We start from the raw sequence: 23248 nt of genomic DNA on the forward strand, positions 1-23248 counted from the left end.
CTGACCGGCGCATAAAAAGTAAAGCGGTTACACGCAACCTTGCAAGGGCGATCAAATAACCGTTAATGCGGTTCGCCGGCGCGGTAGATCCGCTGCGGGCGGCCGACCTTGCCGTAAATGATCTCGGCGCGCAGCTGCTGCGCGGCGGTGCAAAACTCCAGATAACGGCGCGCGGTGGTGCGGCTGAGCCCCATTTTTTGCGCAACGCTTTCAGCGGTGTGGCGCGCGGCGGGTTCGGCAAACAGCGCGCGGACCTTGCCCAGCGTCAGCTCGTCGATGCCGGCGGGCAGCGCTGCCTGCTGTTCGCCGCGGGCGTAGGTGTTGAACATCTCGTCGATGCGGCGCTGGTTGAGGCGCGCTTTGTCCTTCAGCGCTTCGCGGCGTTGGCTGAAGCGCTGCAGGGTCTGGCTCAGCCGGTCATAGGCCAGCGGTTTGATCAGGTAGTCGAACACGCCGTAACGCAACGCCTCGGCCACGGTGGCCATGTCGCTGGCGGCGGTGATGAACACGATGCCGCCGCGATACCCGCTTAGCGTCAGTTCGCGCAGCAGGGTGATGCCCTGGCCGTCGGGCAGAAAGTTGTCCAGCAGGATCAGGTCCGGCTTGAAGCGCTCGGTCATGGCGCGCGCCTGCGCCAGGGTGCCGGCCAGCCAAATCTGGCGGCAGCCGCCGTTCTGGCGGATAAACTCCGCGTGCATTTCCGCCAGCGGCGTTTCGTCTTCAACGATCAGGATGTTCAGCCATTCCATAATGAAACCTACTATTGCAATCAAGATGCTAAATGAATGTAAGTAAATTGCGGCGCCAAATAAAGATTATCTCAATAATAAACACCATAAGATTAATTAAGCAAATAAAGAACATTAAATAACTTATTAACCGGAATCGGTTTGTGAAATAGGTCAATAATCGGCGTTTTTTTTCTGTTTACCATTGATTTATCGAACGCGAATCGGCGTTTATCTTCATGGTTTTTAAGGTTTTAATTATCTTGCTTAATGTTAATTAAAATGCATTTTTGTATTTAATTTGTTGTTTGCCAGTTAACCCAGAGAGCGTGTTATGTTAGGCGATGCCGTATTTAATCGGGTAAAGCGATCGGATCATAAAGCGATTTCGGAAATAAGCGCCTTCTTGCGCAGTAACGATCTGAATATCGACACCACGGTTGAAATATTTATTACCGTTACCCAGCACGACAAATTGGTCGCCTGCGGCGGCATCGCCGACAATATTATCAAATGCGTCGCCATCAGCCCGCTGATGCGCGGCGAAGGGTTGGCGCTGGCGCTGGCGACCGAGCTGGTGAACCTGGCCTACGAGCGCCACCACACCCAGCTGTTTATCTACACCAAGGTGCAGAACGAACCGCTGTTCCGCCAGTGCGGTTTCTACCCGATCGCCACCGTGCCGGGCATCGTGGTGCTGATGGAAAACAGCCCGTGCCGCCTGAAGCGCTACGCCGCCCAGCTGGCGAGCCAGCGCCGGCCGGGTGACACCATCGGCAGCATCGTGATGAACGCCAACCCCTTCACCCGCGGGCATCAGTATCTGGTGCGTCAGGCGGCCAAACGCTGCGACTGGCTGCACCTGTTTCTGGTGAAGGAAAACACCTCGCGCTTCAGCTATGAAGACCGCCGCCGGCTGGTGCTGGCCGGCACTTCCGATATCCCCAACCTCACGGTACACGAAGGCTCGCAGTACGTGATCTCGCGCGCCACCTTCCCCTGTTACTTCATCAAGGATCAGGGCGTGGCCGACGACTGTTACACCGAAATCGATCTGAAGATCTTCCGCCAGTATCTGGCGCCCGCGCTGGGCATTACGCACCGCTTCGTCGGCAACGAGCCGTTCTGCGCGGTGACCGCGAAATACAACCGCGACATGCGCTACTGGCTGGAAACGCCGGCGCTGCCCAGCCCGCCGATCGCGCTGGTGGAAATCGAGCGTTTGCAATATCAGGGCACGGCGATCTCCGCCTCCTGGGTGCGCAAGCTGCTGGCGGCGGGGGACTTCCACGCCGCCGCGCCGCTGGTGCCGCCGGACACCCTGTACTACCTGCAGGATCTGCAAACGCAGCGCCGGGCCAAGGCGGCCCCGCATCCTTTTGAGTCCGCACAATCAGGTGAATGATGAAAATTATCCGAGAAGCAATGGCCGGCACGCTGGAATCCAGCGATGTCATGGTGCGCATCGCGCCCGCCGAGGGGCCGCAGCACGATCTGTTGATCGCCAGCAGCGTGGAAAAACAGTTCGGCGCGGCGATCCGCCACACCCTGCTGGAGGTGCTGCAGCGTTATGAGGTGGAGCCGGTGCAGGTGATCGTCGATGACAAAGGCGCGCTGGACTGCGTGCTGCGCGCCCGGCTGGAAACCGCGCTGATGCGCGCCTGCGAGGGTGGCCAACTGCCGTGGGAGGCGAAAGATGAAAACGCTGAATAAAACCCGGCTGCGCCGCAGCATGCTGTTCGTTCCCGGCGCCAACGCGGCGATGGTCAGTAACGCCTTTATCTACCAGGCCGATGCCCTGATGTTCGATCTGGAAGACTCGGTGATCCTGCGTGAAAAAGACGCGGCGCGCCGGCTGGTGTACCACGCGCTGCAGCACCCGCTGTACCAGGAGGTGGAAACCATCGTGCGCGTCAATGCGCTCGACTCCGCCTACGGCCTGGCGGACCTGCAGGCGGTGGTGCGCGGCGGCGCGGACATCGTGCGCCTGCCGAAGACCGACAGCGCGCAGGACGTTATCGATATGGAACGCGAGATTGCCGCCATCGAAGCGGCCTGCGGCCGGCCGGTCGGCAGCACCGGGCTGCTGGCGGCGATCGAATCGGCGCAGGGCATCACCAACGCGGTGGCGATCGCGCACGCTTCGCCGCGGCTTATCGGCATCGCGCTGGGGGCGGAAGACTACGTGCGCAACCTGCGCACTGAGCGCTCGCCGGAGGGCATCGAGCTGCTGTTCGCCCGCTGCTCGCTGCTGCAGGCGGCGCGCGCCGCCGGCATTCAGGCGTTCGACACCGTCTATTCCGACGCCAACAACGAGGCCGGCTTCCTGCAGGAAGCGGCGCTGATCAAACAGCTCGGCTTCGACGGCAAATCGCTGATCAACCCGCGCCAGATTGAGCTGCTGCACAACCTGTACGCGCCGACCGCCAAAGAGGTGGCGCACGCGCAGCGGGTGGTGGACGCCGCCGAAGCGGCGGAGCGGGAGGGGCGTGGCGTGGTGTCGCTCAACGGAAAAATGGTCGACAGCCCGGTGATTGAACGCGCCCGGCTGGTGCTGGAGCGCGCCGCGCTGTCCGGCTTACGGGAAGAACCGGCGCAGCACGGGGAGGATGCATGATGAACCGCCAACAACGATTGATGACCTTCGCCAACCCGGCGGATCTGCCGGGCTATCAGGACGTATCCAAAGCCAACCTGCAGGCGCGCAAACCGCGCGATCTCAAGCTGTGCGACTCCTTGCAGGAAGCGGTGCGCCGCAGCGGGCTGCAGGACGGCATGACCATTTCCTTCCACCATGCGTTTCGCGGCGGCGATTTGACGCTCAATCAGGTGATGGAGACGCTGGCGGCGATGGGGTTCCGCAACCTGACGCTGGCCTCCAGCTCGCTGACCGATTGCCATGCGCCGCTGGTTGAGCATATCCGCCACGGCGTGGTGAGCCGCATTTACACCTCCGGGCTGCGCGGCCCGCTGGCGGACGCCGTTTCGCGCGGCCTGCTGGCGGAGCCGGTGCAAATTCACTCGCACGGCGGCCGGGTCAACCTGAGCGAATCCGGCGAGCTGAAGATAGACGTGGCCTTCCTCGGCGTGCCGGCCTGCGATGAGTTCGGCAACGCCAACGGTTACAGCGGTGAAGCCTGCTGCGGCTCGCTCGGCTATGCGCGGGTGGACGCCGAGGCGGCGGGCACCGTGGTGCTGCTGACAGAGCAACTGGTGCCGTATCCGCATCATCCCGCCAGCCTGGCGCAGGATCGGGTGGATCTGATCGTGCAGCTGGAGCGGGTGGGCGACGCCGACAAGATCGGCGCCGACGCCACGCGCATGACCTCGAACCCGCGCGAGCTGCTGATCGCCCGCCGCGCCGCCGAGGTGATCGCCGGTTCCGGCTACTTCACCGAAGGCTTCTCGCTGCAAACCGGCACCGGCGGCGCCTCGCTGGCGGTGACCCGGTTCCTGGAGGACAAGATGCGCGCCCGCGGCATTCGCGCCGCGTTCGCCCTTGGCGGCATCACCTCGACCATGGTGGATCTGCACGAGAAAGGGCTGATCGGCAAGCTGCTGGACGTGCAGAGCTTCGATCGGGCGGCGGCGACCTCGCTGGCGCGCAACCCGCGCCATATCGAAATCAGCGCCAACCAGTACGCCAACTTCAGTTCCAAGGGCGCGTCGGTCGATCGGCTCGACGTGGTGGTGCTGAGCGCGCTGGAAATCGACACCGGCTTCAACGTTAACGTGCTGACCGGCTCCGACGGCGTGCTGCGCGGTGCGTCCGGCGGCCACTGCGACACCGCCGCCGCCGCGCGGCTGGCGATCATCGTCGCGCCATTGGTGCGCGGGCGCATCCCGACGCTGGTAGAGCAGGTGACCACCTGCGTCACGCCGGGCTCCAGCATCGACATTCTGGTGACCGACCACGGCATCGCCGTCAATCCGGCGCGGCCGGAGCTGGCGCAGCGCCTGCGGGAGGCCGGCCTCGAGGTGGTGAGCATCGACTGGCTGCGCGCCCGCGCGCTGCAACTGACCGGCGAACCGCAGCCGATCGCCTTTACCGACAAGGTGGTGGCGGTGGTTCGCTACCGCGACGGCTCGGTGATCGACGTGGTGCATCAGGTGGCGGAGTAAACGATGGCCGCCGTCGATCCCCAACTGGCCGCCGAACGTGCGGTCAGCCTGCCGGCGCTGCTCACCAGCCGCGAATGCCGCCAGGCGCGGCAGCAGGCGTGGCTGGCGCAGCACCAGTGCACGCTGCTGGTGCTGACGCTGGTGGTGCCCGGCCCGGTGAAGGACAGCGCGCTGACGCGCGGCATCTTCAATCTGGGGTGGGCGGCGTTGCTGCGGCTGTGCGCCGAACAGGGTTGGCCCAGCCCGCAGGCCGAGGCGCTGGCGCTCGCCACCGGCTGCGAAGGGTTTGTCGCGCTGCGCGCCGATGCCCAGCGGGTGAAGGACTGCGCCATGCAGCTGGAGGTGAGCCGCCCGATCGGCCGGCTGTGGGATATCGACGTGCTGGATACGCAGGGGCGCATTTTGTCGCGCCGCGACATCGGCCTGCCGGAACGGCGCTGCCTGCTGTGCGGCCAACCGGCCAAGATCTGCGCCCGCCAGCGGCGGCACAGCAGCGAGCAGTTGCTGCATGAAATGGAAAGGATGTTCAACGATGCGATCTCTGCCGATTAACCTGCCTGCCCACCGTGCCGAACCGGCCTGCGACTTCGCCCGCGCCGCTTTCCGTGCGTTGCTGGTGGAGGTCAACCTCACGCCCAAGCCGGGGCTGGTGGATCGCCATAACACCGGCGCCCACCGCGACATGGATCTCGGGCACTTCTATCGCAGCGCCCGCGCCCTCGGCGTGTGGCTGCCGCGCTTTATCCAACGCGGGCGCGAAGACGGGGCTTTGCCGGCAGAGCAGCAGCTGGCGCGGCTGCGGCCGCTCGGCCTGGCCTGCGAAAACCAGATGTTTCGCGCCACCGGCGGCATTAACACCCACAAGGGCAGCGTGTTCTCGCTCGGGTTGCTGTGCACCGCCTTCGGCCGCCTGCAGCAGCAGGGCCGCGCCATCGACGCCGAAGCGCTGTGCGCCGAGGTGGCGGCGATGTGCCGGGGGCTGGTGGACCGCGAGCTGCGGCGCAACAACGCCGGGCAGACCGCCGGCCAGCGGCTGTTCGCCGCGCACGGGCTGAGCGGCGCACGCGGCGAGGCGGAGGCCGGTTTCCGGCTGGTCATTGACGGCGCGCTGCCGCTGTATCGGCGACGGCTGGCCGCCGGCGGCGGCGAACAGCGAGCGCTGCTGGACAGCCTGCTGTGGCTGATGGCCCACAACGACGACACCAATGTCGCCTCGCGCGGCGGCCTGCACGGGCTGCGCTGGCTGCGGCGCCGGGCGGCATTGCTGCTGGCGCAGGGCGGCTCGGCGGGGGAGGCGGGTCTGGCGCGCCTGCGGCGCTTCGATGCCGACTGCATCGCCCGCAACCTCAGTCCCGGCGGCAGCGCCGACCTGTTGATAGTGACCTGGCTGCTGGCGCAGCTGGGTGCCCAAGAATAATAACCAAGCCTTCAGGAGAGTCCCTATGTCCCAAACCCAGGAAAAGATCTGGAAAGCGATAGCGCCGCTGGCGGTGCTCGCGATCCTGTTATTGATACCGGTGCCCGACGGCATGCCGCCGCAGGCCTGGCACTACTTCGCCATCTTCGTGGCGATGATCGTCGGCATGATTCTGGAGCCGATCCCGGCCACCGCCATCAGCTTTATCGCAGTGACCGTCAGCGTGCTGAGCGCCAACTGGGTGCTGTTCGGCGCGCAGGAGCTGGCGGAGCCGGGCTTCAAGGCAGGTAAAGAGGCGCTGAAATGGGGGCTGGCGGGCTTCTCCAGCACCACCGTCTGGCTGGTGTTCGGCGCCTTTATCTTCGCGCTGGGCTACGAGGCCACCGGGCTGGGGCGGCGCATCGCGCTGTTCCTGGTGAAGTTCATGGGCAAGCGCACGCTGACGCTGGGCTATGCGGTGGTGATCATCGATATCCTGCTGGCGCCGTTCACGCCGTCCAACACCGCGCGCACCGGCGGCACGGTATTCCCGGTGGTGAAAAACCTGCCGCCGCTGTTCGATTCCTTCCCCAACGATCCCTCCTCACGCCGCATCGGCGGTTACCTGATGTGGATGATGGTGGTCGGCACCAGCATCAGCTCCTCGATGTTCGTCACCGGCGCCGCGCCGAACGTGCTGGGCATCGAGTTCGTCGGCAAGATCGCCGGGGTGCACATCAGCTGGATGCAGTGGTTCCTGGCGTTCCTGCCGGTCGGCCTGCTGCTGCTGATCATCGCGCCGCTGATCTCCTACTACCTGTACAAACCGGGCGTGACCCACAGCAGCGAAGTGGCCGCCTGGGCGGATACCGCGCTGGGGGAAATGGGCAAGCTGACGCGCAAGGAATACACCCTGATCGGCCTGGTGCTGCTCAGCCTGTGCCTGTGGGTGTTCGGCGGCAAAATGCTGGACGCCACCGCGGTGTGTCTGTTGGCGGTGTCGCTGATGCTGGCGCTGCACGTGGTGTCGTGGAAAGAGATCACCAAATATTCCAGCGCCTGGAACACGCTGGTTAACCTGGCGACGCTGGTGGTGATGGCCAACGGCCTGACGCGCTCCGGCTTTATCGACTGGTTCGCCCAGACCATGAGCACCCACCTGGACGGCTTCTCGCCGAACATGACGGTGGTGGCGCTGGTGCTGGTGTTCTACTTCGCCCACTACCTGTTCGCCAGCCTGTCGGCGCACACCGCCACTATGCTGCCGGTGATCCTGGCGGTCGGCAAAGGGCTGCCGGGTGTGCCGATGGAGCAGCTGTCGATGCTGCTGGTGCTGTCGATCGGTATCATGGGCGTGCTGACGCCGTACGCCACCGGGCCGGGGGTGATCATCTACGGCTGCGGCTACGTGAAGTCGAAAGACTACTGGCGCCTGGGCGGTATTCTCGGCGTGGTGTACATTGCCGCGCTGCTGCTGATCGGCTGGCCGATCATGAGCCTGTGGTACTGAGTTGAAGCCACGCGGCCACCGCCCGGTGGCCGCGGTTACGATCCTTTCCCGTGAACCCTGTCACACACTTGTCACACTAACCCCGCCATCATACTCGGGCAAACGCTAACACCTTAAAAATAATCATTTTCCGGGAGCCTCTGCGGATGAGAAAAAAAACGTTATTACTGTGCCTGCCTTTGTTATTCACCGGGAGCGCGCTGGCAGACGCCGGCGGTTATCAGCTGGAACAGGTGCTGGTCATGAGCCGCCATAACCTGCGCGCGCCGCTGGCCAACAACGGCAGCGTGCTGGCGCAGTCTACGCCGAAGGCCTGGCCGGCCTGGGAAACGCCGGGCGGCCAGCTGACCACCAAGGGCGGGGTGCTGGAAGTGTATATGGGGCACTACTTCAACGCCTGGCTGAAACAGACCGGCCTGTTGCCGCAAGAGGGCTGCCCGACTGCCGGCAGCGTGTATGTCTACGCCAACAGCCTGCAGCGCACGGTGGCCACGGCGCAGTTCTTCAGCAACGGCGCGTTCCCCGGCTGTGACGTCAGCGTGCACCATCAGGACAAGATGGGCGAGATGGATCCGACCTTCAACCCGATCATCACCGACACCAGCGAGGCCTTCAACCAGCAGGCGCTGGCGGCGATGAACGCCGCGCTGGGCTCGCTGAAGCTGGACGCGGCTTACCAACAGCTGGCGAAGATCATCGACTACAAGGATTCCGCCGCCTGCAAGACCGACAAACACTGTGACTTGACCAAAGAAGCCAGCGTGATGAGCGCGGTGCCGGGCAAAGAGCCGGGCGTCTCCGGCCCGCTGCGGGTGGGCAACTCGCTGGTGGACGCCTTTATGCTGCAGTATTACGAAGGTTTCCCGATGAAAGAGGTGGCCTGGGGCAAAATCGCCACCCCGCACCAGTGGCAGCAGCTGGCGCAGCTGAAAGACGGCTATCAGGACTCGCTGTTCACCTCGCCGGTGGTGGCGCAGAACGTCGCCAAGCCGCTGCTGACCTATATCAACAACGCGCTGCTCGGCGAGCGCAAACCGGACGCGCCGAAGCTGACGGTGCTGGTCGGCCACGATTCCAATATTGCCTCGCTGCTGTCGGCCATGCAGTTCCAGCCGTATCAGCTGCCGCAGCAATACGAGAAAACGCCGATCGGCGGCAAACTGGTGTTCCAGCGCTGGCGCGACGCGCAGAACGACCGTGAATTGCTGAAGATCGAGTACGTCTATCAGTCCACCGAACAGCTGCGCAAGGCGACGCCGCTGACGCTGCAAACCCCGCCGCAGCGGGTAACGCTGGCGCTGAAAGGCTGCCCGATCGACAAAGACGGTTTCTGCGCCTGGAGCGATTTCGAGAAGACCATGAAAGGCATCTTGTAATGCCCAGCCTCTCTCCCGACCACGGGGGAGAGGCCTCTCCCCATCCCGGCTAACGCGCCGCCGTGCGGGCCTTAACGCCATTTATTTTGCCCGGGGTCATTGTTGCAGGCCGTTTCGGGGGCTAACATCATCAGCCTGCCTGCTTATCATGGATACCGCCGTTGCCCACTTTTATCCGCAATATCGAATTTTTCACGCCGGACGGCTATCCGGGCCAGGTGGCGCGCTGCCATTTTGCGCTGGCGGAGTATCGTGACGAGAGTTTTCCCGAGGCGGGCTTTGCGCTGCCGGATCATCTGGCGCGCGCGGTGCCGAAGCGCCGCGCGGAGTATCTGGCCGGGCGTTTTCTGGCGCGGCAACTGTTGTCGCCGCTCGGTTTTGCCGATTTCACCCTGGCGCGCGGCGAAGATCGCGCGCCGCAGTGGCCGCCGGGCATCGCCGGGGCGCTGAGCCATAATTCGGATACCGCGCTGTGCGCCGTGCACCGCGAGAGCGGGCTGGGCGGCGTGGGGCTGGATGTGGAGACGCTGCTCTCCGACGTGCGGGCGGAAGAGCTGTGGGGGGCGATCGTTTCGGCGGGGGAGCGCGAGGCGTTGCTGCGCGAGGCGCTGCCGTTCAATGAACTGCTGACGCTGACGTTTTCCGCCAAAGAAAGCCTGTTCAAGGCGCTTTATCCACAGGTGCGTTGTTACTTCGATTTTCTCGATGCGCGCATGGTCGCCGTGGATACGCAGCGGCAGACGTTTGTATTAGCGTTGCTTAAGACGCTGACGCCAAATTGCCCCGCCGGCCGCCGGTTTAACGGGCGTTTTTGGCGTGAAGGTGACGACGTCACGACTTTTATTTTCTGTTAAAACACAATAATAACAGTGTGTTATTTCTTGCTGCGCCGTAAATCGGATTTGCCGCGGCGGGTGGAAAGATTCATTCATCGGAGATTGACCCACGGTGGGGATCCGGTGTAATTTATCCTCCTTTTATAGCTAATGATAATTATTCGCATAAACATTATCATTGGTAAGGCGCAACAAAGGAGTGGTCTTGTGGCGACACTGACGACAGAAAACCAAACCTTCCCCGGGTTTGTGTACGCCGAACAATCGACCTTTTTGTACCGGTCCGAATTCCGTTCCCTCTCCGCCGACGGCGTGTTCGAGCGTATCGAGACGCCGGCGTTCGGCGGCGAGCAGGAAGGCAGCGCGCTGACGCAGCATATCCGCCAGGCGCTGGCGCGCGCCAAAACCGCCGGCCAGGAGACGCCGGTGGTGGTGGGCGCCATTCCGTTCGATACGCGCCGGCCTTCCAGCCTGTACGTGCCTGAAAACTGCCAGTTTGTCGCCAACGACAGCTTTACCCGCGCCGCGCGCCCGATGCTGCAACAGCCGCATCGCCTGGCCGCCTGCACCAGCATTCCGGACGAGCCGCGCTTCAAGCACGCGGTGGCGGAAGCGGTCAGCCGCTTTAAACAGGGCAAGCTGGACAAGGCGGTGCTGTCGCGCATCCTCGACATTGAGCTGGAGCAGCCGGTGGCGGGCCACCAGATCCTCAATAACCTGATGGTGCAGAACCCGACCGGTTACCACTTTTCCCTGCCGCTGGCCGATGGCGGTGTGCTGATTGGCGCCAGCCCGGAGCTGCTGATCCGCAAGCAGGGCGGCGAGATCCACACCAATCCGCTGGCGGGCTCGGCGCGCCGTCAGGACGATCCGCAGCAGGATCGCCTCGGCAGCGAGCGCCTGATGCGCTCGACCAAAGACAAATACGAACACAAGCTGGTGATCGACGACATTCGCCGCCACCTGGCGCCGCTGTGCGCCAGCCTGAGCGTGCCCAGCGGCCCATCGCTGCTCAGCACCGGTACCATGTGGCACCTGTCCACCCGCATTCGCGGCGAGTTGCTGAACCCGAATCTCAACGTGATGCAGCTGGCTTGCCTACTGCATCCGACGCCGGCGCTGTGCGGCTTCCCGACCGAGAGCGCCCGCCAGCTGATCGCCGATCTGGAACCGCACGATCGCGGCCTGTTCAGCGGCATTGTCGGCTGGTGCGACGCCAACGGCGACGGCGAGTGGGCGATCGTCATCCGCAGCGGCCTGCTGCGCGGCAACCGGGTGCGGCTGTTCGCCGGCGCGGGCATCGTCGCCGCCTCAACGCCGCAGTCCGAGTGGCTGGAAACCGCCGCCAAACTGGGCACCATGCTCAACGCTTTCGGCCTGAACAGCGGCGCGCTGTAGGCCTCTTTGCGGCGCAGTGCGCGCCGCGTCATACGCTTTCGCAGGAGATAACGATGAACAACAACATGACCCGGCAGCGTGCCCGGATGGCGGTGTGCGCATGAGCATTCAGATGGATTTCACCGGTAAACGCGTGTGGGTGACCGGCGCGGCGCGCGGCATCGGCGAGCAGATCGCCCGCCATTTTTTGACGCAGGGCGCCGAGGTGGTGGGATTTGACCGCGAGTTCGCCAATCCGGATCTGCCTTATCCTTGCGTGACGTTGGACATCAGCCGGCCGGAGCAGGTGGAGGCGGTGTGCCGCCAACAGCTGGCGGAGAACCCGCGACTGGACGTGTTGGTCAACGCCGCCGGCATTCTGCGCATGGGCAATACCGAAGATCTGAGCGTGGATGACTGGCATCAGTGCATCAACGTCAACGCTTCGGGGGCGTTTTACCTGTTCCGCGCCGTGCTGCCGCACTTCAAGGCGCAGCGCAGCGGGGCGATCGTCAGCATCGGCTCCAATGCCGCGCACGTGCCGCGCGCGCAGATGGCGGCTTACTGCGCCTCCAAGGCGGCGCTGACCAGCCTGAACCACTGTGTGGGGCTGGAGATGGCGCCGTTCGGCGTGCGCTGCAATCTGGTGTCGCCGGGCTCGACCGACACGCCGATGCAGCGCGGCATGTGGCAGACCGACGATGCGCAACAACGCACCATCGCCGGCTTCCCCGAAATGTTCAAGCTGGGGATCCCGCTGGGCAAAATCGCCCGCCCGGATGAGATCGCCAACGCGGTGTTGTTCCTGGCCTCCGATTTGGCCAGCCACATCACCATGCAGGACATCGTGATCGACGGCGGCGCCACGCTGGCCGCCTGAGTCAGACCCGCTGGCGGCGCAGCAAGTGCTGCGCGCCTTCCGCCGCCAGCAGCAGCACCGCCAGCCAGATCGCCAGATAGGTCGGCCATTCGCTTTGGCCGATGCTTTCGCCGAGCAGCAGTGCGACGATCACCAGCAGCACCGGTTCCACATAGCTCAGCAGGCCGAACAGGCTGAACGGCAGCAGGCGGCTGGCGAGGATGTAACACACCAGCGCCACGGCGCTGATGATGCCGAGCAGCGGAATGCGCCAATACAGCTCGGCATTAATTTTCAGCGCCGCCGCGCCGCCGTCGCCGAAGGCGAACCAGGCCGCCGCCGGCAGCATCAGCGCCAGCTCGCACCACAGCCCGCCGAGATTGTCGGTGCCGAAACGCCGCCGCAAAATAAAGTAGAGCGGATAGCCCAGCGCTACCACCAGCGTCGGCCACGAGACGCCGCCCGCCTGATACAGCTCATTGCCCACCCCCACCATGGCGCACGCCACCGCCAGTTTTTGCAGCAGCGACAGCCGATCGCGGTAGAAAAAACGACCCGCCAGCACCATGGTCAGTGGCAGCAGAAAATAGCCGAGCGACACGTCGAGCGCCTTGCCGTGCAGCGGCGCCCACAGGAACAGCCACAGCTGCACCCCCAGCAGCGCCGAGGTGAGCAGCAGGCCCAGCAGGCGCTGCGGCCGTTGGCCGATCCAGGCCAGCGTGTCGCCCACTTTGCGCCAATCGCCGGACAGCGCCATAAACAGCGTCAGGAACGGCAGCGTCAGCAGCGTGCGCCAGCCGTAGACCTGCTCGCCGTTCAGCGGGGTGAGGGTAGAGGTGAAGTAATACATCGCGCCGAACAAGATGGAGGCGACGACCGAAAGAGTGATGCCCTTAATCACACGCATTCCTGGTGAGTGATTGATTTTATGGCGGCTACTGTAGAGAAATTTGCCGCCAACGACAATGACGTTGCCGAGCGCTGGACAATCGGCGGCGGCGGGTTACAATGAATACTGTGTATTCATACAGGTTTTGGCGATGACAATCGATCTTTTTGAAGACGCGCTGCCGCCGCCGTGGCGCGAAGAGATCGCCCCCGGCGCGGTGGTGATGCACGGCTTCGTGCGCGATCACGGGCCGGAACTGCTGGCGGCGGTGCAGGGCGTAGTCGCCCAAGTGCCGTGGCGGCATTTGACCACGCCCGGCGGGCACGTGATGTCGGTGGCGATGAGCTGGTGCGGCAACGGCTGGACCAGCGACAGCCGCGGCTACCGCTATTCGGAACGCGACGCGCGCAGCGGCAAACGCTGGCCGGCCATTCCGCCCATTCTGATGGCGCTGGCGGACGAAGCCGCGCAGCAGGCGGGATTCGGCCCCTTCGTGCCGGACTCTTGCCTGATGAACCGCTACGATCCCGGTAGCAAGCTGTCGCTGCATCAGGATAAAGACGAGCACGATTTCGGTGCGCCGATCGTCTCGGTGTCGCTCGGGCTGCCGGCGGTGTTTCAGTTCGGCGGGCTGCAACGCAGCGACCGGGCGCGGCGCATCCCCTTGGCGCACGGCGACGTGGTGGTATGGGGCGGCCCGGCGCGGCTCTGTTTTCACGGCATCCTGCCGGTCAAGGAAGGCTACCACTCGCTGGTGGGGCCGCACCGCATCAACATCACGCTACGCAAGGCGCTTTAGCTGCGGCTCCTGCGCCAGGCAGGCGACGAGATAGTCGATAAACACCCGCAGTTTGGGCGGCAGATACTGGTTAGGCGCGTAAAGCAACCACAGGCCGCCGTGATAGCTGCTGAGGAAATCCCACTCCGGCAACACCTGCACGATCTCGCCGTCGTCGAGCGCCTGGCGGGCGGTAAAATACGGCAGGCTGCCGATGCCGATATGCTGTTTCACCGCGTCCAGCCGCACGCCGGTGTGGTTGGCGGCGTAGCGGCCGCGCACGTTGACCGTCACCGTTTTGCCGCTGCGGCGGAACTTCCATTGCGCGTCGCTCGGCGTTTCGCCCAGATAGATGCAGCTGTGCGCCGCCAAATCGTGCGGGTGCTGCGGCGTGCCGTGCTGCGCCAGGTAGTGCGGCGTGGCGCACAGCAGATGGTCTATTCTCATCAACTGGCGGCCGATCAACCCGGGCGACGGGCGATCGGTGATGCGCAGCGCCAGATCGACCCGATCGTCGATCAAATCCATGTAGCGATCTTCCAGCCGCAGCCTCACGTCCACCTTCGGGTAGCGGCGCAGGAACTCCGGCATGTGCGGATGCAGCACGAAGCGGCCCACCGCCTTGGGCACGCTGACGCTGACCAGCCCTTCGGGCTCCACGGCGCCGCGCCCGCCGATCTCCATGACCGCGTCGGCCGCCGCCAGCAGGGTGCGGCAGTGCGCAAACGCCTCTTCGCCGCTTTCGCTCAGCCGCAGTTTGCGGGTGGTGCGGTGCAACAGCTGCAGCGCCAGCGCCTGCTCGAGCTTCGCCACGCTGCGGCTGACGGCGGAAGGCGAAGTGCCCAGTTTACGGGCGGCGGCGGAAAAACTGCCGCTCTCTACCACCTGAACGAAAACGGCCATTTCGGGCAGCAGGGCGTAAGAAAGATTTGTGCTCATGACGCAAAGGTCCATTGTGATGGCGGTGGATTATCCCTCGATTATGACATGAATATAATGGCTCTTCGAACCGAGGAGAAAAATGATGACCGAACGACGTTATTACTACAGCGACGATGTACAGGGCCAGGCGCAGGTGTTGAGCTGCGCGCCGGCCGAGGCGGGCGCTTACGCCGTAGAGCTCGATGCCACGCTGTTCCACCCGCAGGGCGGTGGCCAGCCGTCCGACGTGGGGAGGTTAGGCGGCGTCGCCGTGCTGCGGGTGCAGCAGCAAGGGGATACCGTGCTGCACTTTACCGCTGCGCCGCTGCCGCTCGGGCCGGTTACGATGCAAATCGATGAAGCGCAGCGCCGCCTGCACGCCCGCTGGCACTCCGGCGGGCATCTGATCGGCTGGCTGGGAGAAACCCGAGGCTGGCGGCCGGTCAAGGCGCATCATTGGCCGGGGGAAGGGCGCATCACGTTTACGCCAGGGCCGGATGCGCAGACGGTAGAAGCGGACTTTTTGCAGGCGGAGCTGGCGCGCTTGATCGCTGCCGATTTACCCCGCCGCCAACAGACGGTGGAGGGTATGCGCCAGGTCGGTTTCGGCGAACTGCCCGCCTACGGCTGCGGCGGCACCCATGTCGCCACGCTGGCGGAGGTGGGGGCAATTGCGATCACTGGCGTAAAGATGAAGAAAGGGCAGTTGATCGTGCAGTATGAGCTGAGTTGAATAAGGGGCTTCAACGCCCGGCCTGTCGCAGCTGGGTGCAGAACGCGCATTGGCATCCCGCTACCGGCACCGCCGCGCAGCTGCCGATGTTCACCGGCTGGGCGTCCATGGCGTGAAAGCCGTAAAACAGATTTTCGATGTTTTGTTCCGCCGCGCGCGCCTGTTCCGGGCGCGGTTCGGGCACTTTTGACTGAAACGCCGCGGCCTTGCCGGCCAGCAGGCTGAGAAACAGCAGCGACAGCTGGATTTTCATCGTCGTCTTCCTTTGGCTTAAGTTCTGATACGTTATAACAAAACCCCATCAATGCCAAGCGGCGGCGCTGCGGCCATTCACGGTATTTTTACGCACTGCAACAGTTCCTCATTCAAATAACACTTCGACACATTTCTTGCCGATGCGCTGACTAATAATTCAAATTACAAAAATTGCCTCGCTAAACGAATATTTAGATACTCGCTGTGCGGCCTGGCCAGTGCTGACTCGTTTTTAAATTCTGAGCATACAGAAAGATGCCTCTGTAGGTATCGTCACGCACTCTGGACAGGACATCGCCACCATGGGCTCTTTTTTTAAGCAGATCTACCGCTATTCCCACGCGCGCCCTTATCGGCATAACGAAAACCTCTGGCCCTACGTGAAGATCGCGCGCGGCGAAGGCGGTGAAATCGCCGCCTTATGGTACAAGCACCGGCCGGTGCCGATCGTCACGTTGAGCGAACTGCGCAACAGCTGCCGGGGGCCGGCGTTGTTGACGGCTACCGGCCCGTCGGTGAAGGCGCTGCGCTTCGAAAATATTCCCGCCATGCCCGCCATCGGGGTCAACGGCGCCTATTGCCTGCATCGGCAGGTGGATTTTCGCTTCTACGTCATCGTGGATATGGGGTTTATCGATAACCGCCAGGAGATCGTGCGCGACGTCATTCAACGGCCTGGGCTGACGCTGTTTACCACCGTGCACGGCATGGCGCGCATTCTCGATCGCTTTGGCCCGGCGGCGATCGGTTGCCGATTGGCGATCGTCGAAGACGCGGCCTGCAAGATTTACCGCCCCCGGATCGACAGCGGCGCGCTGTGGGAGCACTACTGCCGGGAAAACGGCGTGGTCTTTGCCGCCGAGAGCCGCATGCTCGGCTTCAGCCAGGATATCCGCTGCGGCATTTTCGATGCCGGCACCGTGGCCTATTGGGCGCTGCAAATCATCGCCTATCTTGGCTTCAGGCAGCTGTTTATCGCCGGGCTGGACATGAACAACTTCCACCAGCCGCGCTTTTACGAAACCGAGCAGGATCGCTTGCCGACGTTCCTGGCGGACAAGGTGGAGTCGCTGGTGATCCCCGCTTTTCGACACGCCGGCGCGATCATGAAAAAGCAGCAGATCGCGATTAAAAACCTCTCCCTGCACAGCGCTATCGGCAGCGATATCTTCGAGAAGGTGGACGGCAATGTTTACTTTCAGCAAGCCTGAGCGGTGTTATCGCGTCGGCAGCGCGCTGTTTTTAGCCTTCGCGTTTTTCAGCGCGATCTTTTGCGGGCAGACCCGCGTCAACAACCTGTTTCATTTGGCGGCGCTGCTGTGGCTGGCCGCCGTGTTCACCTGGCCGCCGCTGCGGCGGCAGCTGTGGGCCAATCGTCAGGCGCGCTGGGGCGGCGGGCTGGCGCTGATGTTTTTGCTTTATTATTCCCTCAGCGCGCTGTGGGGCGAGACGCCGGGCGACATGCCGTCGGCCCTGACCCACAGCGCCTATATCCTGCTCTATCTCGCCTGGCTGGTGACGCTGCTCGACGGTGAGCGGCGTCATCAGCTGCTGTGGGCGATGCTGGCCGGCATGACGGCGCTGTGCCTGTATCTGACGCTGGTCGATGCCCCGTCGATTTATCATCTGCGGGAAACCACCGCCCGCAATCCGGGGCCGAGCAACGTGATCGATCTGGCCGGTTACGCCGCCATCGCCATTTTGTTGAGCCTGATGATTTTCCGCGATACCGGGCAAAAAGCGGCGCTGTGCTTTATCCCGCCGCTGCTGGCGTTCATGGTGCTGACGCAAAGCCGCGGCCCGCTGATCGCGCTGGCGCTCGCGGTGGTGGTGGCGATGCCTTATCGACACCGGCCGGGACGGTGGCTGTGGTTTCTGTTGCCCGGCGCGCTGGCTGTGGTTCTCGCCGTCGTTTACAGCGCGATCGGCGAAATGCTGCTGACGCGCTTTGGCGAGCTGTATCAACAGAGCTTTGTTCGCATCAGCATCTGGCGCCACAGCCTGGCGCTGATTGAACAGGCGCCGTTCTTCGGCTACGGCTTTGATAAGCAGCTTAACTTCCTCAATTACACCGGCGAGCTGAATCACACTACGCACAGCCTGTACCTTGGCGCGTTGCTGAAGGGCGGCTGCGTGGGGTTCCTGTTGTTGCTGGCGCTGCTGGGATATGGCGCGCGGCTCGCCATCGCACACTGGTGCGCAGGGCGGCGCTGGGAGGCGGGCCTGTTTCTGTTTATGCTGGTGTTCTACAGTTCGCAGGGCATGTTTGTGATCGCCAATCCGGCGGAGTTTTGGTACCTGTTTTGGCTGCCGCTGGCGCTGCTGCTGTCGCAGCCAAAGCGGTCGCCGATCAGGCGTGTACAGGCGGTAACGCCGCCAGGGTTTTCTCCAGCACCTGTTCCGCCGCGATGAGGCTGAGCGGTTGGTGGCGCTGGGCGGCACTCAGCGTGGCGCTGTCAACCGGCACGTGCATCACCTGATGCCGCTCGCTGTCCTGATAGGGGCCGGTATGGCGCGGGTTAGCGGTGACGAACAGGCTGACGGTGGCAGTTTTCAACGCCACGGCGAGGTGGAGCGGGCCGGTATCGCCGGTCACCAGCACCTGCAGATTGGCGATGGTCGCCAGCAGTTGCGGTAACGTGGTCGCGCCGATATGGCTTACCACCCGCTGTTGCTGTTCCTCGCTCAAACCCGCCATAAATTCCCGCTCGAGGCTGCGCTCCGCCTCACTGCCAATCAACGCGATCTGACAGTCGGGGGAGTGCGCCAGCAGCCGTTGCGCCAGCTCAACAAAGCGGTCGACCGGCCAGCGGCGCAGCGTTTCGGAGGCGCCCATCTGAAAGCCGATCAGGATCTTGCCCGCCGGTTTCGCCAGCGAGGGAAAAGCGACCGGGATGAACATGTCAGGATTGTCGGTACGGCATCCCAGTTGCCCCACCATATCCAGCTTGCGCTGAATCAAATGGCCGCCGGTGCTGTGGCTGACGCCGGTCAACCAGCGCTCCATGCCGCTCGGTTTGTTGCCGTAAACGTCTTTGAACAGGTATTGGCAACCGGCGGCGATGGCGACCAGCACGTCGTAAGGCGCCTTCGAGTGCAGGATGACCGCCAGCTGTGGCCGATTTTTTCGCAGGCGCCGGATAACGCCCAACATGTCTTTGGCCTTGTGGTCCCAGTAAATCACGTCATGAAAGCAGGGGCTGCCTTCGACCAACTGCCGGTTTTTGTGGCTGGAGACCAACGTGATTTGCGCGCCGGGGTAGCGTTCGCACAGTGCGCGAATGGCGGGCGTATTGAACATCAGATCGCCGAGGGCGCTGGTGGAGAAAATCACGATGCGCTCAAAGGATTGCTGCGAATCGAAGCTCGCTGCGGGCCGGAAATTGCCCGCGATGCGGGTATAGAGACGCAAACCGGCGTTGGCCGCCGCTATTTTCCACTGTTTAGACATTGCAGTTCGCTTCCGCTTGAGATCGGCGGCCACCGTCTGGCGCCGCGTCGTATCATACAAGTGCGGCAACGGCGGGCCAATGGCCCGCAACAGATTGCGACAGATGCTAACGTTATGCTTGCAATTGCCTTCGGGTGCCGCGCTTACTCCTCCCAGACCTGCGTGCTGCGCGGGCTGTCCATCTGATAATCCGAGTAGGGGCGGGTGAAGAACTCACGCCCCAGTTCGCGGGCGGCCTGCAGCGGGTTGCGCGGATCGCGGGCGATCTCGCCGCGCTGGTTGCCGGCGCCGTGCACCACGCCGACGAACGCGGAATGGGTGTAGCGGCTGAACTCCTGGATCTGATGCACGATGCCCAGCGCCGCGCCGGGGTAGGTTTCTTCCGACGCCACCGCCAGCCCGATGCGCTTGCCGCTCATGCGCTGGTGCACCTGTTCCGCCTGAGGGTAGGCGTTGGAATAGAAGCTGAACGAGCGATCGAAAAAGGCTTTGGTTTGCGCCGACATGCCGTACCAGTAAATCGGCGTGCAAAATACCGCGCCGTCAGCCGGCAGGAAGTGCTCAAGGAACAGCTCGGCGTAGCGATCGGCCGGCGGCGGCGTGTGGCGTTCATCGCTCAGGAAACCGCTCAGATAATCATCGAGAAAATGCAGGCTGGCGGACGTGCCGGCTTCGGCGGCGCCCGCCAGGATCGCCTGTGCCAGCGTGGCGCTGTTGCCGTCGCGGCGCGGGCTGCCGACCAGCACCACCAGACGTTTGGATTGATGAGTTGTATTCATGTCATGTTCCTCGGTATGAAGTGGATTCAGTCCTACTCTAGAAACAAGCACCGGCAGGCGACAAATGACGGCTTTTCTGCCAGGATGATCTCAACTCATCTCAAGAGGCTTCGCCATGTTCGCCACGCTGCCCGTCAACGCATTACGCACCTTTGAATCTGCCGCTCGCCTGTGCAGCTTCAAGCTGGCGGCGGCCGAGCTGGCGGTGACGCCGACGGCGATTTCGCACCAGATCAAAGCGCTGGAACAGCAGTTGGGGTTTGCGCTGTTCGAGCGGGTGCCGCGCGGCGTGCGGCTGACGCCGAAAGGCGAAACGCTGTTTGCCGGGGTGCACGGCGCGCTGCTGGACATCGCCGCCACGCTTGAGGGCCTGCGGCCGCAGCCCAGCACCGGATCGCTGTGCGTCTCGGTCACGCACTCTTTCGCGGCGCTGTGGCTGGTGCCGCGTCTGGGGCGTTTCTATCAGGCGTACCCGCACTATCTGGTGCGCCTGGAGGCCTGCGCCGAGGTGATCGATCTGCAGCAGGACGCCAGCGTGGACGTGGCGGTGCGTTACAGCCGCGCGCAGTATCCCGCGCTGCATCAGACGGCGCGGCTGGAGGAAAGCTTTGGCGTTTACGCCGCGCCGGGGCTGGCCGCCGCCGAGCCGGAAAACCCGGTGCTGATCACCGTCAAGTGGGGGGATTCGGCGCTGTACGACAGCGGCTGGCATGACTGGTGCCGGGCCGCCGGCGTAGACTGGTGGCAGCGCCATGCGGCGATGCGCAGCTATCACGAGGAGCATTACGCTCTGCAGGCGGCGGTGGCCGGGCAGGGGCTGGTGCTCGCCAGCTCGGTGATGGTGTCCGATATGGTGGACAACGGCCTGCTGGTGGCGTACCGGCCGGAGGTGCGCGTACCGGGCGCCGCGTACAGCGTGCTGTGCGCGCCGGGGCGCGAGCGGCATCCGCCGGTCAGGGCATTTCTCGCCTGGCTGCAGCAGGAACTGCCGCAGGGCAATGGCACGAAATAAAAGTTTTATCGTCCTAAGCTGTGGGAATATCAGCGAACTTTTGTTTTTACTTCACTGCGAGAACCTATCATGAGCCAGCCAAGAACCTCCGATTACCCGATTGATGCGCAATTTATCGAACGCTGGTCGCCGCGCGCGATGGCCAACGACGCCATCGACGATCAAACGCTGCTGAGCTTTTTTGAAGCGGCGCGCTGGTCGCCATCGGCCTACAACATTCAGCCGTGGCGCTTTGCCTACAGCAAGCACGGTTCCGACAGCTGGGAGAACTACCTGGAATTCCTGATCGACTTCAACCGCGGCTGGGCGCAGCACGCCTCGGCGCTGGTGGTGATCGTCTCCAAAACCACCAGCTTGAACGGCGAACGGTGGGTGGACAACCCGACCCACGCGTTTGACACCGGCGCCGCCTGGGCCAGCCTGGCGCATCAGGCGCACCTGAAAGGCTGGTTGACCCACTGCATGAGCGGCATTCACCACGACAAGATCAAAGCGGCGCTGCAGCTGCCGGACGACTATGCGGTGCACGCCATGGTGGCGATCGGCAAGCCGGGCGACAAGGCCCTCCTGCCGGATTTCCTGCAGGAAAAAGAGGCGCCGTCGGGCCGTCTGCCGCTGGGCAAGACCGTCAGCGAAGGGCTGAATTTCACGCTGTGATTGCCCGCTTTCCCTCAGGCCCGCTTGGCGGGCCTTTTTTATGCGGCGAGTAAAACTTAGGGAGTATGTTCTCGTTCGCTTATTCGCTGTATATTTTGTTATATAGCGATGGCGTGATGAGGAGGAAAGCGTGGGTGACCATTTTGGCAAAGGGCTGTTGGCGGGGCTAAAGGCGGAGAACCTGAAGCCGGAGACGGAGCTGTCGCGCTTTTGCTCCGACTACAAGCGCGGCTTTGTGCTCGGCTATGCGCACCATTTGGCGCAGCGCTGCGGCGACGAAAACCGGGCGGCGTTCGAAGCCGGACAGCTGAGCCGCGCCTATGGCCTCGGCAGTGAGCCGATGAGCGAGTTCTTTTCCGGCGGCGACAGCCGGCTGGCGGAGAAGTTTTTCCGCGCCGGCTATAACCGGCCGACGCAGGGCTAGCGCGGGCGGGGCGTCAGGCGGCGCTCAGCACCGCCACCATATACACGCACGGTTGGTCGCTCTGGTTTTCAAAGCGGCAGTCCGCCGGTGGGCCGAGCTCCAGGCAGTCTCCCTCGGCCATGTCATGGCGTGCCTCACCCTCAAGAAAGACCAACTCACCGGATAAGACCCAGATCAGCTGGCGTTTGAAGGCATACACCGAAGCCGGCATCGGGATCGTCGCGCCGGCCGGCAGTTCGATACGCACCAGATCGAGCGGCAGATCGGTGCGCGGCGAAACGTGGCGCCGCACGTAGCCGCTCTCCGGATCGACCCAGACCGGCTGATCTTCCCGGCGCAGCAGCCGGCCTTCCTGCGTTTCCGCCCGGGCGATCAGCTTGGACATGCTGAGGCCGAACGCCCCCGCCAGCCTGCCCAGCAGCATCGCCGTCGGGCTGCTCTCGCCGCGCTCGATCTTATGAACCATCGCCCGTGAAACGCCCGCCTGCTCGGCCAGATCGGACAGCGACCAGTGGCGCGCCTCGCGTTCAATGCGAATGCGTGCGCCGATCAGCTGATTTAGATTGTCTAATTTAATATTCATATCGTAGTATTATAGTGGACAATTGGCCGGGGTAAACCATGATTATACGAAATGCGACGCTTAACGATAGCGCGGCGATTGCCGCCATCTATAACGACGCGGTGTTGAACAGCACCGCCATTTGGAATGAACAAACCGTGGATGCGGCCAACCGCGCGGCGTGGATCGGCGAACGGCAGGCTGCGGGTTACCCGGTGCTGGTGGCGGTAAACGGCGCGGACGAGGCGATCGGCTACGCGTCGTTCGGCGACTGGCGCGCCTGGGACGGCTATCGCCATACCGTAGAACACTCGGTGTATGTCCATCAGACACATCGCGGTGAAGGGATTGGCAAAGCGCTGTTGATCGCCCTGATCGCACGGGCGCGGGAGATCGGCAAGCACGTGATGGTGGCCGGCATCGAATCCGGTAATCAGGCCTCCATTCAGCTGCATCTGGCGCTCGGGTTCCGCGAGGTGGGGCGCATGGAGCAGGTGGGCGCCAAATTTGGCCAATGGCTGGATCTGACTTTCCTGCAGCTGACGCTCGACGAGCGGGCGGCACCGCCGGCGCGCTGATCCCG

The 23248-nt window shown here is 63.5% G+C and carries 26 protein-coding genes; 19 read left to right on the forward strand and 7 right to left on the reverse strand.

Annotation, left to right across the window (positions count from 1 at the left end; translation table 11 throughout):
- Positions 1-62: 62 nt before the first annotated feature.
- Entirely contained in the window at positions 63-749 is a 687-nt protein-coding gene (dpiA, locus tag ACYF6X_RS04430; RefSeq protein WP_021505854.1) for a two-component response regulator DpiA, read from the reverse strand.
- A gap of 313 nt (positions 750-1062) precedes the next feature.
- On the opposite strand from dpiA, the gene citC reads away from it, so the two are divergent.
- The 11 genes from citC to dhbA all read left to right on the forward strand — a co-directional run bounded on the left by citC (position 1063) and on the right by dhbA (position 12225).
- Positions 1063-2133, forward strand: a complete 1071-nt coding sequence (gene citC / locus ACYF6X_RS04435) for a [citrate (pro-3S)-lyase] ligase (RefSeq protein WP_130017198.1) — start codon at positions 1063-1065, stop codon at positions 2131-2133.
- A complete protein-coding gene (gene citD / locus ACYF6X_RS04440; RefSeq protein WP_019452464.1) occupies positions 2133-2441 on the forward strand; it encodes a citrate lyase acyl carrier protein in 309 nt (102 codons plus the stop codon). Before citC ends, citD begins: the two co-directional genes overlap by 1 nt.
- Complete coding sequence (gene citE, locus ACYF6X_RS04445) at positions 2425-3345, forward strand: citrate (pro-3S)-lyase subunit beta (RefSeq protein WP_130017199.1); 921 nt, start codon at positions 2425-2427, stop codon at positions 3343-3345. The genes citD and citE overlap by 17 nt, the downstream gene beginning before the upstream one ends.
- Positions 3345-4850, forward strand: coding sequence for a citrate lyase subunit alpha (citF, locus tag ACYF6X_RS04450; protein WP_130017267.1), 1506 nt, complete (start codon positions 3345-3347; stop codon positions 4848-4850). The genes citE and citF overlap by 1 nt, the downstream gene beginning before the upstream one ends.
- A gap of 3 nt (positions 4851-4853) precedes the next feature.
- Complete coding sequence (citX, locus tag ACYF6X_RS04455) at positions 4854-5402, forward strand: citrate lyase holo-[acyl-carrier protein] synthase (protein ID WP_063989208.1); 549 nt, start codon at positions 4854-4856, stop codon at positions 5400-5402.
- Entirely contained in the window at positions 5383-6267 is an 885-nt protein-coding gene (gene citG / locus ACYF6X_RS04460) for a triphosphoribosyl-dephospho-CoA synthase CitG (protein ID WP_130017200.1), read from the forward strand. Before citX ends, citG begins: the two co-directional genes overlap by 20 nt.
- 25 nt (positions 6268-6292) lie before the next feature.
- Positions 6293-7756 (forward strand): anion permease, encoded by a 1464-nt coding sequence (locus ACYF6X_RS04465; protein WP_004940821.1) that lies wholly within the window; start codon positions 6293-6295, stop codon positions 7754-7756.
- 146 nt (positions 7757-7902) lie between these two features.
- Positions 7903-9132: a bifunctional glucose-1-phosphatase/inositol phosphatase gene (gene agp / locus ACYF6X_RS04470; protein ID WP_107226475.1), complete on the forward strand. Its 1230-nt coding sequence runs from the start codon at positions 7903-7905 to the stop codon at positions 9130-9132.
- Between the two features lie 161 nt (positions 9133-9293).
- Entirely contained in the window at positions 9294-9986 is a 693-nt protein-coding gene (locus ACYF6X_RS04475) for a 4'-phosphopantetheinyl transferase family protein (protein WP_130017201.1), read from the forward strand.
- A 189-nt stretch (positions 9987-10175) separates the two neighbouring features.
- Complete coding sequence (locus tag ACYF6X_RS04480) at positions 10176-11366, forward strand: isochorismate synthase (protein WP_063989212.1); 1191 nt, start codon at positions 10176-10178, stop codon at positions 11364-11366.
- Positions 11367-11466: 100 nt separating this feature from the next.
- Positions 11467-12225, forward strand: a complete 759-nt coding sequence (gene dhbA, locus ACYF6X_RS04485; protein ID WP_039565253.1) for a 2,3-dihydro-2,3-dihydroxybenzoate dehydrogenase — start codon at positions 11467-11469, stop codon at positions 12223-12225.
- 1 nt (position 12226) lies between these two features.
- Here the strand turns inward: dhbA and rarD are convergent, their stop codons facing one another.
- The gene (gene rarD, locus ACYF6X_RS04490) at positions 12227-13105 is read right to left on the reverse strand and encodes an EamA family transporter RarD (protein ID WP_130017202.1); all 879 of its coding nucleotides are present in this window, start codon (positions 13103-13105) and stop codon (positions 12227-12229) included.
- A gap of 139 nt (positions 13106-13244) precedes the next feature.
- On the opposite strand from rarD, the gene alkB reads away from it, so the two are divergent.
- Positions 13245-13892: a DNA oxidative demethylase AlkB gene (gene alkB, locus ACYF6X_RS04495; protein ID WP_019452474.1), complete on the forward strand. Its 648-nt coding sequence runs from the start codon at positions 13245-13247 to the stop codon at positions 13890-13892.
- Here alkB and ACYF6X_RS04500 read toward each other — a convergent pair.
- The gene (locus tag ACYF6X_RS04500; RefSeq protein WP_130017203.1) at positions 13875-14810 is read right to left on the reverse strand and encodes a LysR family transcriptional regulator; all 936 of its coding nucleotides are present in this window, start codon (positions 14808-14810) and stop codon (positions 13875-13877) included. The genes alkB and ACYF6X_RS04500 overlap by 18 nt on opposite strands.
- 85 nt (positions 14811-14895) lie before the next feature.
- On the opposite strand from ACYF6X_RS04500, the gene ACYF6X_RS04505 reads away from it, so the two are divergent.
- Positions 14896-15525, forward strand: a complete 630-nt coding sequence (locus ACYF6X_RS04505; RefSeq protein ID WP_130017268.1) for an alanyl-tRNA editing protein — start codon at positions 14896-14898, stop codon at positions 15523-15525.
- A 10-nt stretch (positions 15526-15535) separates the two neighbouring features.
- On the opposite strand, the gene ACYF6X_RS04510 is transcribed toward ACYF6X_RS04505, so the two are convergent.
- Positions 15536-15778, reverse strand: a complete 243-nt coding sequence (locus tag ACYF6X_RS04510) for a hypothetical protein (protein WP_025303447.1) — start codon at positions 15776-15778, stop codon at positions 15536-15538.
- Between the two features lie 304 nt (positions 15779-16082).
- On the opposite strand from ACYF6X_RS04510, the gene ACYF6X_RS04515 reads away from it, so the two are divergent.
- Both ACYF6X_RS04515 and ACYF6X_RS04520 read left to right on the forward strand, forming a co-directional pair.
- Positions 16083-16991, forward strand: coding sequence for a sugar glycosyltransferase (locus ACYF6X_RS04515; protein WP_130017204.1), 909 nt, complete (start codon positions 16083-16085; stop codon positions 16989-16991).
- Positions 16969-18192, forward strand: a complete 1224-nt coding sequence (locus tag ACYF6X_RS04520) for an O-antigen ligase family protein (RefSeq protein ID WP_130017205.1) — start codon at positions 16969-16971, stop codon at positions 18190-18192. The genes ACYF6X_RS04515 and ACYF6X_RS04520 overlap by 23 nt, the downstream gene beginning before the upstream one ends.
- Here the strand turns inward: ACYF6X_RS04520 and ACYF6X_RS04525 are convergent.
- Positions 18131-19231 (reverse strand): glycosyltransferase family 9 protein, encoded by a 1101-nt coding sequence (locus tag ACYF6X_RS04525; protein WP_130017206.1) that lies wholly within the window; start codon positions 19229-19231, stop codon positions 18131-18133. The two genes, ACYF6X_RS04520 and ACYF6X_RS04525, sit on opposite strands and share 62 nt — an antisense overlap.
- Before the next feature lie 143 nt (positions 19232-19374).
- The gene (locus ACYF6X_RS04530; protein ID WP_063989218.1) at positions 19375-20010 is read right to left on the reverse strand and encodes a flavodoxin family protein; all 636 of its coding nucleotides are present in this window, start codon (positions 20008-20010) and stop codon (positions 19375-19377) included.
- A 115-nt stretch (positions 20011-20125) separates the two neighbouring features.
- Here ACYF6X_RS04530 and ACYF6X_RS04535 point away from each other — a divergent pair, with 115 nt between their 5' ends.
- The 3 genes from ACYF6X_RS04535 (at position 20126) to ACYF6X_RS04545 (ending at position 22103) form a co-directional block, all read left to right on the forward strand.
- Positions 20126-21022 (forward strand): LysR substrate-binding domain-containing protein, encoded by an 897-nt coding sequence (locus ACYF6X_RS04535; RefSeq protein ID WP_107226467.1) that lies wholly within the window; start codon positions 20126-20128, stop codon positions 21020-21022.
- A 69-nt stretch (positions 21023-21091) separates the two neighbouring features.
- The gene (locus tag ACYF6X_RS04540; RefSeq protein WP_130017207.1) at positions 21092-21679 is read left to right on the forward strand and encodes a nitroreductase family protein; all 588 of its coding nucleotides are present in this window, start codon (positions 21092-21094) and stop codon (positions 21677-21679) included.
- A 130-nt stretch (positions 21680-21809) separates the two neighbouring features.
- On the forward strand, positions 21810-22103 hold the full coding sequence (locus tag ACYF6X_RS04545; RefSeq protein ID WP_038878018.1) for a DUF2623 family protein: 294 nt from the start codon (positions 21810-21812) through the stop codon (positions 22101-22103).
- Positions 22104-22116: 13 nt separating this feature from the next.
- Here ACYF6X_RS04545 and ACYF6X_RS04550 read toward each other — a convergent pair whose 3' ends face one another.
- Entirely contained in the window at positions 22117-22686 is a 570-nt protein-coding gene (locus tag ACYF6X_RS04550; protein WP_063989221.1) for a helix-turn-helix domain-containing protein, read from the reverse strand.
- 38 nt (positions 22687-22724) lie between these two features.
- On the opposite strand from ACYF6X_RS04550, the gene ACYF6X_RS04555 reads away from it, so the two are divergent.
- Positions 22725-23243, forward strand: coding sequence for a GNAT family N-acetyltransferase (locus ACYF6X_RS04555; RefSeq protein ID WP_063989222.1), 519 nt, complete (start codon positions 22725-22727; stop codon positions 23241-23243).
- Positions 23244-23248 lie beyond the last annotated feature (5 nt).

The sequence above is a fragment of the Serratia sp. ID 25-353 genome, from assembly GCF_054792795.1.